Origin of the sequence: Snuella lapsa, from assembly GCF_039539345.1 — a bacterium.
In the GTDB taxonomy this organism is placed as follows: Bacteria; Bacteroidota; Bacteroidia; order Flavobacteriales; family Flavobacteriaceae; genus Snuella; species Snuella lapsa.
This window is the reverse complement of record NZ_BAABCY010000065.1, coordinates 1-12,503: the sequence shown is the minus strand read 5'-3', so window position 1 is coordinate 12,503 and position 12,503 is coordinate 1. Positions and strand designations below refer to the sequence as shown.

8 protein-coding genes are annotated in these 12,503 nt (G+C 32.8%); 7 read left to right on the top strand and 1 reads right to left on the bottom strand.

The genetic code is table 11. The features are described 5' to 3' along the window. Window positions 1-82: 82 nt before the first annotated feature. Entirely contained in the window at window positions 83-2,845 is a 2,763-nt protein-coding gene (locus ABD792_RS12040; protein WP_345006359.1) for an alpha/beta hydrolase family protein, read from the top strand. A 26-nt stretch (window positions 2,846-2,871) separates the two neighbouring features. Here the strand turns inward: ABD792_RS12040 and ABD792_RS12035 are convergent, their stop codons facing one another. After that, window positions 2,872-3,483: an RNA polymerase sigma factor gene (locus ABD792_RS12035; RefSeq protein WP_345006356.1), complete on the bottom strand. Its 612-nt coding sequence runs from the start codon at window positions 3,481-3,483 to the stop codon at window positions 2,872-2,874. A gap of 94 nt (window positions 3,484-3,577) precedes the next feature. Between ABD792_RS12035 and ABD792_RS12030 the strand changes: the two genes are divergently transcribed. The 6 genes from ABD792_RS12030 to ABD792_RS12005 all read left to right on the top strand — a co-directional run bounded on the left by ABD792_RS12030 (window position 3,578) and on the right by ABD792_RS12005 (window position 12,299). After that, window positions 3,578-4,747, top strand: coding sequence for a FecR family protein (locus ABD792_RS12030; protein ID WP_345006354.1), 1,170 nt, complete (start codon window positions 3,578-3,580; stop codon window positions 4,745-4,747). A 98-nt stretch (window positions 4,748-4,845) separates the two neighbouring features. After that, window positions 4,846-8,478 carry a SusC/RagA family TonB-linked outer membrane protein gene (locus tag ABD792_RS12025; RefSeq protein WP_345006353.1) on the top strand — a complete coding sequence of 1,211 codons (3,633 nt, stop codon included), beginning with the start codon at window positions 4,846-4,848 and terminating at the stop codon, window positions 8,476-8,478. Between the two features lie 12 nt (window positions 8,479-8,490). Next, the gene (locus ABD792_RS12020) at window positions 8,491-9,927 is read left to right on the top strand and encodes a RagB/SusD family nutrient uptake outer membrane protein (protein WP_345006352.1); all 1,437 of its coding nucleotides are present in this window, start codon (window positions 8,491-8,493) and stop codon (window positions 9,925-9,927) included. 93 nt (window positions 9,928-10,020) lie between these two features. Beyond that, on the top strand, window positions 10,021-10,269 hold the full coding sequence (locus ABD792_RS12015) for a hypothetical protein (protein ID WP_345006351.1): 249 nt from the start codon (window positions 10,021-10,023) through the stop codon (window positions 10,267-10,269). A 207-nt stretch (window positions 10,270-10,476) separates the two neighbouring features. Beyond that, complete coding sequence (locus ABD792_RS12010; RefSeq protein WP_345006349.1) at window positions 10,477-11,058, top strand: MORN repeat-containing protein; 582 nt, start codon at window positions 10,477-10,479, stop codon at window positions 11,056-11,058. Between the two features lie 56 nt (window positions 11,059-11,114). Then, window positions 11,115-12,299, top strand: a complete 1,185-nt coding sequence (locus ABD792_RS12005; RefSeq protein ID WP_345006347.1) for a redoxin family protein — start codon at window positions 11,115-11,117, stop codon at window positions 12,297-12,299. Window positions 12,300-12,503 lie beyond the last annotated feature (204 nt).

Sequence of the window (12,503 nt, the reverse complement as noted above, 5' to 3'; positions counted from 1 at the left end):
ACTAATCCTAATCTGTTTTAAGTGTTTGAGTTTTCTTTGTCAAACCCAAAACCTTTAAGACTTTATTAATAAATCTGCAATCATGTATAAAACTATTTTTAAAAGGCCTAATTTAATTCACCTTTGTTGTGTGTGTTTTTCTTTTTTTATTTCATCTATTAATGCTCAAGATTCTTTAAAATTAGTATTTCCAAAAGACTATGGGAAATGGGAGAGTTTAACCAATTATGCAATATCTAACGATGGAAACTGGATAAAATATCAGGTAAACACTAATCATGGAGACAAGGCAACTTTTCTATATAATACTATTACAGAGAGCACCAGAAAATTTAATAATACCGCAAGCAGTATGTTTTCAGATACAGAAAGCAGTAAATGGTTTTCATACAGTCATGTCCCAACTGGAAAAGAAGCTAAACGTATAGAAAAAGAAAAGCAAAAGAATAAAGAGCCCAATAAAACATCCCTAATTAATCTGCATACTAACGATTCAATTTTATTAGAAGATTTCGTTGATTTTAAATTTAGTAACTCTGGTAAATTCCTTGCAATAAAAAGGGAAAAGGACAAAAATCAAACTTTAATTCTAAAAAATCTAAACACACAAAAGGATGTTGTATTTGGAAATGTAAAGGATTTTAAATGGCATCCTGAAACTGAGATATTGGCAATGAATATTGAAACTTCTGATAAAAAAGGGAACAGTATTCAATTGTACGATGCCATAAAAAAGACTTTAAATGTATTGGATCAACATCAAGTAGAGTATTCTAATTTAATGTGGTTTGAAAAAAACAACAATTTATTTGTTAGAAGAAAAGTAGAAAACAAAGATTATGAAGAGCATTCTTTTGAATTATTGATTTGGAAAGATTTAGAAACTAAGAAAAGTTCTTTACATATCTTTAGTCAAAATGATTTTGAAAACTTCCCTCTGGAAACTAGAATTCTATCCGATAGAATCTCAATTTCAGATAATGGGAGTAGTATCTTTTTTAAGATTTTCAGTTGGAACAAGAAGAATGTGCCTAATGATATAAAAGAAAGAGATTCAACACTAAAAGACATAAATGGAATTGAATCGCCAGACCTTGAAATATGGAACAGTAAGGATGTTGTAATTATTCCAGCACAAAAGAGGAGCAGAATGAAAGATATTGAAAGTCCTCAAAATGCGGTTTGGCATGTAGACAAAAATACATTTGTTCAACTTAGCGATTCTTTAGTTGAAGATGTAAAAATTCAACAAAACAATCAAGTTATGTTAGGTTTAGATGGGACGCCGTACGACTTTGATGCCATGTTTGGAAGGCCTGCTTATGATGCTTACACAGTAAACGTTCTTACTGGTTCAAGGGCCAAAGTACTCAAAAATATTTCCAAGACATGGGATGTTAGTCCCAATAATAGGTTTTTTGTTTATTTAAATGATAACCATTTATACTTATTTGATATTAACTCAAGTAATTCCAAAAACTTAACTAAAAACATTAATGCTACCTTTATAAATTTTGATGATGATCATCCTTTACCCCAAAAGGCAGCATATGGTTTCGCTGGTTGGAGTAAGGACAGTAAATCATTCTTTATCTATTCGGAGTTTGATGTATGGCAAGTCTATACAAATAATGGTGATATAAGGAGAATAACAAACGGTAAAGAAGAGAATATTGTTTATAGGATTCTGGTTTTAGATCAGGATCAACAATATATAGATACAAAAAACATAGTTTATTTTTCGTTGTTTGGGAAATACACCAAAAAAACAGGGTTTGCATCTGGAGTAATAGGTAAAGGCATAAAAACATTATTATATGAAGATGTTTCAAACGCTAGGCTAACAAAAGCTAAGTATACAAATAAAATGATTTTTGTGAAACAATCGTATGAGCAATCACCAAATGTCTTTCTAACCAACGGTTCTTTTGCAAATACCTTACAAATAAGCAATACAAATCCTTTTCAAAAAGATTACGCTTGGAGTAAAGCCGAATTAATTTCCTATAAAAATGCATTGGGAAAAGAAGCTCAAGGTATTTTGTACTATCCTGCGGACTATACTAAAGGGAAGAAATATCCAATGATAACCTATATCTATGAGAAACTATCAAGAGGATTACATAGGTATAAAACACCATCTAAAACCGATTATTATAATACCACCGTTTGGACGCAAAATGGATATTTTGTACTTAATCCAGATATTGATTTTATAGCAGGCAATCCTGGGGTTTCTTCAGTAAAAACCTTAGAAAATGCAGTTGCTTCTGTTCTTGATTTAGGTGATGTTGATCCCAAAAAAATAGGATTAATTGGTCATTCGTGGGGAGGTTATCAAGCGGGTTATGTGCCCACGCAAACCAATATTTTTGCTGCCAGTGTAGCTGGAGCTGGTTTAACCAATTTAATTAGTATGAATTTAGCTATAACCCCTGCTTTTGGTGGTCGACCCGAAAATGACCACTTTGAAGTAGGACAAGAGCGCATGGCTACTGCACCTTGGGTTTCTCCAGAAAACTATATTAAAAACTCGTCTGTTATGCAAATAGAAAAATTAAACACCCCTATTTTATTTGAAGTTGGCGATAATGACCAAAATGTAAATTGGGCTCAGGGTATTGAATATTATAATGCTGCCAGAAGAGCCGCCAAACCGTTTGTTTTATTGGTATATGCCAAAGAAGGGCACGGTTTAAAGAATGATAAAAATAGAATCGATTATCAACAACGCATTTTAAAATGGTTTGGATACTTCCTAAAAGGGGAAAAAGCTGAAGATTGGATTGTTAAAGGCATTCCTTATGCTGAACAACAAAGACGCTTAAAAAACAAAACGCTATAATTTTAAAAAAAGCCAATTAAGATTACTTAATTGGCTTTTAAAACTTTCTTTACTTTTCTTTTATAAATCATATTTATAAATAACATAAAAACATTACTGTTTTTTACCTTTTTCCTGATAATAGAAAAGGCCTTTCCCATTTGAACTTCAACAGTTTTAACAGATATACTCAATGTCTCTGCAATTTCAGAGTATTTAATACCCTGCATCTTGCTCATTTTAAAAATTTCCTTACACCTTGGAGGCAAACTTTCTATGGCCATCATCATTTGTTCAATTCTAGCTTCTTTTACATCTTCATTGTTGTCTGCTAATTGTTGAATTTTTTTATAAGCGAGAACATCTAGCATCTTATATTCCTGCTTATCTTTTCTACATAGATCAATAAAAATATTATGTGCGATTTTATATAATAGACCTACAGCAGATTTGCCTTCTACAAGAGAATCTCTAATATTCCATAATTTAATAAAAGCTTCTTGAACAATGTCCTGTGTTAACGCAGTATCATTGGTATATCCATTGATATAACCAAATAACCTATCATAATACAAATCAAATAATTCCTTAAAAGCAGATTCATCTCCACTTTTAATTTTATTTTCCAATATTTTTATATCTTTTCCTAAACTGTGCATTAATCAATTATGATAAAAGTAAATCTATAAAAAAAAATCATAAGAGATAAGGGTATTTAATAATAGTTGCGTAATACTAATAAGATTTTAAAAAATGATTGAACAGGAAATTGAAATATTGATCACTAAATTCTTTGCAAATAATATAACAAATGCTGAATTGCGAAGGCTTAAACTATGGCTTGAAAATGACAAAAATAAAGTCCTTTTTCAAGAGTATGTTGATATAAATTATGTTTTAGAGCAATCAAAACGTGTTAATTTAATTGAAAAGGAAATTGTTTGGCGTACAATAAACGCTAAAATCAAGCAGAAAAAATCCTATTTAGGTTATTTAAAATATGCTGCAGTTGCATCAATTATACTTTTATTGTCAATTCCACTTCTTGTTAAGAAAACGGACAACATTATTACGCCATTAGATAACAAGATTATTGATAACAATATTAAAATTGGTACTGCAAAAGCCACCCTTACTTTAGAAGATGGATCAAACATTGTTCTGGAAAAAGGGCAGAATTTTACAACAGATAAATTAACTAGTAATGGTGAAGAGGTAATATATAATAATGTTTCTGTTGAAAAATCTTCTCCTGAAATTAAATACAATTATTTAACCATACCCAGAGGAGGAACCCATTCCATTGTTTTGAATGATGGTACAAAAGTATGGTTGAATTCCGATTCAAAACTCAAATACCCTGTGGCATTTATTAAGGGGCAAAGCAGAACTGTAGAGCTAATTTATGGAGAGGCTTATTTTGACGTATCTCCTAGTACGAACCATGAGGGGGCTAATTTTGTAGTTAAATCATTGCTTCAAGAAATTGAAGTCTTGGGAACAGAATTTAACATTAAGGCCTACCAAGATGATGAAACTATTACTAGTACTTTGATAGAAGGGAAAGTTAATGTAAGTAATGGTGTTGATGATAATGCCATCCTGCAACCTGGACAGCAATCGATTATTCGCTTAAGTTCTAATGAAAAAGCTATAAATATTGTTGAAGCAGATATTAACTCTGTAACTGCATGGATGAGAGGCGTTTTTTCATTTAAATATAATTCTCTAAAAGATATTTCAAAAGTATTGTCCAGGTGGTATGATGTAGACATTGTTTTTGAAAATAGTGATGTCGAAAATGTAAAATTTAAGGGGCAGTTAAGCAAAAACCAAAACATTGAGGAGATTCTAATTTTAATAAAAAACCAAAACCATATCAATGACTATGAAATAAAGGACAACCAAATTATAATTAAATAAAAAAAAGGGATAGTCTAAGACCGTCCAAAGTATAAGACTTAAATCCCTTTATAAGAAATTATTAATTAATCTTTAACTAACTAATAATACACAAATTTATGAAAATTAAACTAACTAAGGTTTTTTTCTTCTTTAGAAAAAAAATATTCCAAAACATGATGAGGTCATTTATATTCTTATTTTGTGCTACTGTTTTTGGATTTACTTCTAGCGGCACCCTTTCACAAAATGTAAAAATTATAATTGATGAAAACAAGGAAGTAAGTGTAGATGAAGTGTTTGATCTTATAATGGATCAAACCGATATTACATTTATCTACAAGGCAGACATGTTTAAAGATTTCCCAAAAGTAAGTTTGAAAAAGGGGTCTGTACGTGTAAACCATCTTTTATCGCAAAGTTTATCTCAAGGAGATTTTAATTTTGACATTAAGAATGATAATACTATTATCATAAGAAAAAATTCTATTCCCATCAATGTTCAAGAAATTGTAGTAAGTGGGACGGTTATTGATAGAAATGGTATGCCAATAGCGGGATTAAGTGTCTATACTACAGATGCTCCAACAGAAGACAATAGCAATGTCATTAGGGGAACTACAACAGATTTTGATGGTAAATTTAAACTAAACGTTAGCATTGGAGATTTTATAATCGTAACGGGTATAGGATTTCAAAGAGCTCAAACAATGGTTAAATCGGGAGAAACCGTTTATAACTTTGTTTTGAAGGAGGATGTTAATGAATTGGAAGAAATAGTAGTAACTGGTTACCAAAAAATCTCAAGGGAGCGCTCAACAGGAGCATTTAACGTGGTGCCAAAAGAACAAATACAAAACACAGCAACACAAAATATCGGATCTGTGTTACAGGGTATTGCCCCTGGTATTCAGGTGGTTGAAGATGCTGATGGTAATATTGATATTAATGATGTGGTTATTAGAGGGGTGGGTAGTATTGATCCAAATTCAAGTACAGCTCCCTTAGTGGTGGTTGATGGATTCCCAATACAAGGAGGATTTGATACTATAAACCCTAATGATATTGAAAGTGTAACCATATTAAAGGATGCTGCAGCGGCTTCTATTTGGGGAGCACGGGCAGGAAATGGTGTTATTGTTGTAGTAACAAAAAAATCTTCTAGAAAGGGCATGAATATTAACTTCAGTTCGTTTATTAAAATGAAACCTAAAATGAACTTAGAACGTAACATTACTCGAGCTGACTCTAAAACTACTCTAGATTTCGAAAGCACTATTTGGACGCCAACAGGACATGGTACACAAAGTATATTTTTTGTCTCTAATAATCATCCTGCTATGACCTTATTTGATAGGAATATTGTTGCTAGCAGTGGAAGGAGTTATAGTCAAGGGGCTCGAGCGTATTACGATGCGTGGTATGGGCACATCACTCAAGCCGAATTAAATACCAAAATAAATAGGTTATCGGGCATAAATAGTTTTGATGACATAGAAAAATATGTGCTAACAGCACCTATACAAAACCAATATAATTTGGCACTATCCACTTCATCAGATAGAAGCAGCACACGTGTTTCTGCCTTATTTAATGATAATGTTAATGCCTTTATTGGTGACGAGAATGAACAAATATTGATAAACGTAAATAACCAATATAAGATTAGTGATTGGCTCACGTTTAATTTTAACGGTATGTTAGATAATTCTCGTGATGAGAATAGGGGTATTGGTTTTGGTACCGTTCAAAATATGTCTCCCTATCAAAATTTAATAAATGCAGACGGTAGTTATGCCAATGTAAAACACCCTATTTATGACCCAAAATATTTAGAATATTTTGGCAACAATGTGGTAGATTTACCATATGATGACATTACCTACAATCCCTTAAGAGATGCCAGGGGTACAGAAAGTGTATCAAAACACACCAATTATAGAATAAATGTTGGTCTTAACATAAAACTTTTAGACGGTTTGGTGTTTAAACCCAGTTACCAATACGAAAAATTTCAAACTAAAAATGAAATCTACAGAGGTCCGGAAACATCCACGGTAAAATTTGCAGTAATCAATGGTTCTGAGGTAGCCAACTACGATCCTGTTGCCGGCACCATTGGTCCTTCAAATGTTCCACTAGGTGCAATTTTAGATGGTAGTTCTTCTGAAAGTACTGGCTATACAATTAGAACTTTGTTAAATTATGATAAAACTTTTAACAAACACGGCATCTCTGCCTTGGCAGGCTATGAAAGGATTTCGTCAACATCAAAGGGACTTGGTGGGATTCGCACCTATGGCTTCAATAGGGAGACTAATCAATTTGCAGTACCTAGTGTAACATCATGGGAGTCACTTTGGGGTCAAGGTGGTGTACTAGATGGCAGGTTTTTTAGCCAATCCGACAGAAGGTTTGTATCTTATTTTGGTAATGCTGCCTACACCTATGATAATAAATATACCGTTACTGGTAGTGCTCGGTCAGATGGTGCAAACTTTATTGTAGAAGATAAAGCCATGCGTTTTAACCCCATGTGGTCAGTGGGATTAAGCTGGAATGCTAAAAACGAAAATTTCTTAAAAGATGTTGATTTTATTAACTCTTTAAAATTTAGAGTTACCAATGGGGAAAATGGTAATTTGGTGGGAAGTTCTGCTACCACACCTACCATTTCTGTAAGTCAGCAACCTAACTTTTATACGGGAGTATACACGGCGTTTTTACAAAACTTAGGTAACCCTGAATTACGTTGGGAACGCATTAATACACTAAATTTTGGTTTGGATTTTAATATTTTTAACAGTAAACTGTATGGAAGTATTGATGTTTATAATAAGGGAAGTGAAGATTTAATAGCTACTATAGATGTACCTAGTACAACAGGTTTAACCTATGGTACTTTTAATGTTGGTGAAATGAGCAACAAAGGAGTGGAGCTAAATTTAAGCTCTGACATCCTATTCTCAGAAAATGTCAAATTAAATACCAATTTAGTATTTTCTCATAACAATAGTGAAGTTACTAAGTTGGCTGACTTTAGCATCTTCCCAAGAGCTCTTCCTCAATTTCCATATGTTGAGGGTAGACCTTACAATGCAGTTCACTCATTTGTTTATGGAGGTATGCGAGATATACCTTCGCAAACCAAACCATACCCAACCATTATTGGAGAAAATGGCGTGATCTATGGTATGGATGAGAACATTGGGCTTAATGGTGAAGACGGCAGGGATGTACTTAAGTATCAAGGTACATTGGTTGCCCCTACCATTTTAGGTTGGAATAACACTTTTAACTATCAAAACTTTACATTCACAACTCGATTTATTGGAAAATTTGGACATAAATTTAGAAGACCTACACACGATTATACTCCAACAAGAAATAGGGGTGTTTATCATAAAGACTTAGAAGGTTTAGTAGCAGGTAGACATGATGAAATGGGACTTCCGTACCTTGATCCAGAATGGGATTTGTGGTCGTACCGTATTAGTTGGTATGTACCATATCTAAATACAATTGTTGAAGATGCTTCTCATATCAGGTTAAGACAAATTTATCTTTCTTATGACTTACCAAGTAATTTATTAAGTAAGATAGGTCTGTCTAATTTAAGGTTATTTGCCCAAGCAGAAAACTTGGGTAATATTTGGGTGGCTAATGATTATAACATTGACCCAGAATATATTAATGGTATAACCAGAGCGCCAGAAAAGACATTCACTTTAGGATTAAACATCGAATTTTAAAAATTTAGAAAAATGAAAAAAATAATTTTAGTTTTAATTAGTGCATTCATTGCCGTATCATGCGATCAAGATGAATTTCTAGATGAAAGCCCTAACAAAACCAGTTCTACAGAAATTACTTCAATTGATGATTTAGATTATTTGATTAATGGTCTTGGAGCACGTAGTTATTCAGATCAAGAAAATATTTGGTGTACAGATAATACAGTAATAATTCAGAGTATTTTAGACGAAACAAATTCGTTACCAGCTGAACAAATACAGCATTATACATTTTCGACTGATATAGATAGGACTTCTGATGGTAAATGGTCAGGTCATTATTATCCTATTCTAATTGCAAATCTAGCTTTAGACCTGATAAACAGCGGAGAATTGACTGGATCTGACGAAGTTACAAAGCAAGCCCTCATAGCAGAAAGCCATTTTATAAGGGCGAACCATCTGTTCCAGTTGGCCATTACACACACCCTGTATCCTAGTACTGCAAATGAAGGTGAATTGGGGTTGGTTTTAAAGCAAACTCCTTTACTTACGGAATCACAAGAAAGAAAAACTCTAAAAGAAACCTTTGACTTTATTGTCGGTGAAGTTGAAAAGGCACAAAACGCGTATCCTGCCAATACACCTAAAAAAACCATTTATAGAATAGATGAGAATAGCATACATGCTTTGGCAGCTCGCATCCATTTATACCTTGGTGATTACGACAAAGCAGAAGCTAGTGCCAATGCAGCATTAGCTGGTTATAATACTATGGTTGACTATGCCTCTAACATATCTACACTGTCCTTTTCACTTTGGTATGGGCCCTATGTTTATCCAACTACAGCTGCTTTTGTGCCTTGGAATATTAGTATTCCAGAATTTTTTAATGACAGGTATTACTATACCTATGGCACAAATTCTAGCTGGAATACATCTCCCAGCCAAGAATTAATGGATTTATACGAGCCTACAGATGTGCGTAATTTGTTTTTCATTAAAGATTGGTTTAGTCGAAGCGGAGCCACAACAAACCTTTGGTATACGTATATGCAACACTATGTGGGCTATGCTTCTACAGGACCTAGTGTTCCAGAAATGTACTTAATCAGAGCAGAATGCAAAGCAAGAGCTGGTAATATTAGTGGAGCCATGGCAGATCTTGAAATGGTACGAATAAATCGTTTTGATGTGTTGGATTATGCAGCTTTACCCATACCATCTACCGAAAAAGCCGCAGTAAATGAAATAATAGATGAGCGTAGGAGGGAATATCCATTTTCATTACGTTTTATGGACATCAAAAGGCTGAATAATGATCCTCTTACCGATCCAATTATTATTACCAGAACAATTAATGGGGAGACCATAACTATTCAACCAGATGATAGGCGCTATGCAAGACCTATTGGAAATGAAGTTATTATTCTAAGTGACGGTGCTACTAGACAAAATGAGTATTAATACTCATTTTGGTTAGATTGTTATAAGAGCTTCCTTAATAAGTTTATATGGAAGCTCCTTTTTTTAAAGCCAATAAATATATAACAATATTTAATGAAAGACTTAATAATTTATTACATTTTTATTTTAACACCTATCGGAATAATATTTTGGTTAAAAAAAGTTGATTTAATTGGCGAAAAGTATTTTCTAGTGTTGTTTTTGTTTTATGCATTTATTTACAGAACTTATATTGATGGGAAAAAACTTGTAGAAAAAAATGTTCTTCTTAAAAGAAACATTTGGAAACTTATTATCCCAGGTTATCGTTTAAAATATCTTAAAGAGCTATATCTAAAATAAAATTTTAAGCCTTTCTTATATCCATCCCTTTTTATAAAAAACATAAGGGTAATTTATAAAACATACGTATAATAATATAAAATTATAACACATTAATACTCTGAAATGATTAGTAGAAAAGTTAGCGTTTTTTGTTTCCTATATTACATAATAACAAGTCTTGCATATTCTCAAAGTAATTGTGAGGTGTTGTTAAAAAATATTTCAATGCAATACCAAGGAGATTGTAAAGAGGGATTGGCAGATGGATTTGGAAAAGCAAGAGGAGTAGATGAATATGAAGGGGAATTTAAAAAGGGATTACCACACGGACAAGGGGCTATGAAGTACAAAGATGGAAGTTTCTATGAAGGTGGCTGGAAAAAAGGCAAACGAAATGGAGAAGGAGTATATAAAAAAACTGATGGTTCAAATACTATTACAAATGAAGGTATATGGAAGAGCGACAGGTTTTTAGGAAAAAAGAAGGAAATATCTTATAAAGTACTCTCAACCAACGGCATAAGTAACTATTCGATTCGTAAAATTGATGACAAAGTCAATCGTGTTACCATAGGAGTTAAGGTAAATGCACTAAAGATTCGAATTCCTAATGGTGTAGAGGGCAATAGCGGGCTCTATAATGTTATTTACGAAGACGGGGTGTTTGAAAACATAATCTGCCCATTTGAATGTTCTCTAAACTATACCTTGGAAAATTCAGATAATCGAGGTAGCACCAGAGTGCAAATGCTATTTATAATACTAGAACCCGGTAATTGGGTTGTTGAATTAAACCATAATATTTGAGGTTACAATCAAAAGCATAAATTATAAATTATTTAAAACTTAAACGACATAAACTCATGAAAAAACTATTTACAAACAATCTAATCCTTATGTTTCTAATTCTTCTCATGTCTTGTAAAAACGAAGCTAAAATAGAGGAAACACCGAGAACATTTACAATAGAAGGAACGATTGAAGGTTTGGGGAGCAACAATTTATATTTTAGACTGCCAAATAAGGATTATGAAGCCCTGGGATATAGAATGGATTCTTTAATAGTAACCAATGGCACCTTTAGTCTTACTGACTCTATTGAAGGTCATCACTTTGTGCCCTTTTACACTAGCATGAAAGAGCTAAGAAAAGGAACACCAGAAGGTGGCTGGTACCCAGCTAAGTCTGGATATCTCAATGTCATTCTTTATCCAGGCGCATCAATTAAAGTTAATGGTAAAGTTTCAGACTTTATGGATGCCTACCCTATAGACAGTGATAGTATAAATAACGAACTAGGGGCATTTCATAAAAAAATATACCCGTTTATGAATGAAAGTGTAAACTACCTTGTTAAAAGAGCATATGAACAAGATGACGAAATTAAGAAAGTTTTAAATAAAAAGGCAGATTCTGTCAGTGAAATTGTTAAAGACCTTAAAAAGGACTTTGTTGTAAACCATCCATCCTCTGTACCAGCACTTTATTATTTAAGTGATATGATGATGCGGAGTCAGATAGAAGATGATATAGCCATCAAAGCTTTTGATAATCTTGACAATTCCCTAGTAGACATATCTTTTTACAAAGATATCTCATACAGGGTTAATGCCATAAAAAACACTCAAGAGGGTGCAGTAGCTCCAACAATTAAAACAACATCTACCTTAGACGGCAATGAATTCGATTTAACTGCTTATAAAGGCAAATATGTTATGATAGACTTTTGGGGCATTTGGTGTGGCCCATGTGTCTCTGAAATGCCTAAAGTAAAGGAGTTTAGTGAAAAATATAAAGACCGTTTGGAAATACTGGGTGTAAATTCTGGTGACAAAAAGCAAAGGATAATTGACTTTGTTGACAAAAATGAATATAACTGGCAACAGGTCATGGATGTTAGAGATAGTGATGTTGACAATTTTGTGCTCCGTTACAATGTAAATGCTTTTCCAACAAAATTTATTATTGATCCAGAAGGAAAAATAGTAAAAAAGTTTGTGGGATCTGGTGAAGAAGCTTTTACACTTCTAGAAGAGCTTTTAAACTAAGACCTATTAAACTAAGACTTTTATTATTTGTTTTTTCAAGTTTATAATTTTATTGAATTAGTCACACTTTATTTAATCGAAAAAAAATCCTCGAGGCTCTGCCTCGGGGATAGTTTGTTTCAAGAAATTCTTTATTTATTGGTTTCAAATTAGGGTCTAAAACCCTGCAATTTCATTGCAGCACTTTAGTTATATTAAAAATTA

Bases quoted from the DNA above. Each gene is read 5' to 3' on its own strand.
- ABD792_RS12040 (WP_345006359.1), top strand. From the start codon at position 83: ATGTATAAAACTATTTTTAAAAGGCCTAATTTAATTCACCTTTGTTGT.
- ABD792_RS12035 (WP_345006356.1), bottom strand. From the start codon at position 3,483: ATGCACAGTTTAGGAAAAGATATAAAAATATTGGAAAATAAAATTAAA.
- ABD792_RS12030 (WP_345006354.1), top strand. From the start codon at position 3,578: ATGATTGAACAGGAAATTGAAATATTGATCACTAAATTCTTTGCAAAT.
- ABD792_RS12025 (WP_345006353.1), top strand. From the start codon at position 4,846: ATGAAAATTAAACTAACTAAGGTTTTTTTCTTCTTTAGAAAAAAAATA.
- ABD792_RS12020 (WP_345006352.1), top strand. From the start codon at position 8,491: ATGAAAAAAATAATTTTAGTTTTAATTAGTGCATTCATTGCCGTATCA.
- ABD792_RS12015 (WP_345006351.1), top strand. From the start codon at position 10,021: ATGAAAGACTTAATAATTTATTACATTTTTATTTTAACACCTATCGGA.
- ABD792_RS12010 (WP_345006349.1), top strand. From the start codon at position 10,477: ATGCAATACCAAGGAGATTGTAAAGAGGGATTGGCAGATGGATTTGGA.
- ABD792_RS12005 (WP_345006347.1), top strand. From the start codon at position 11,115: ATGAAAAAACTATTTACAAACAATCTAATCCTTATGTTTCTAATTCTT.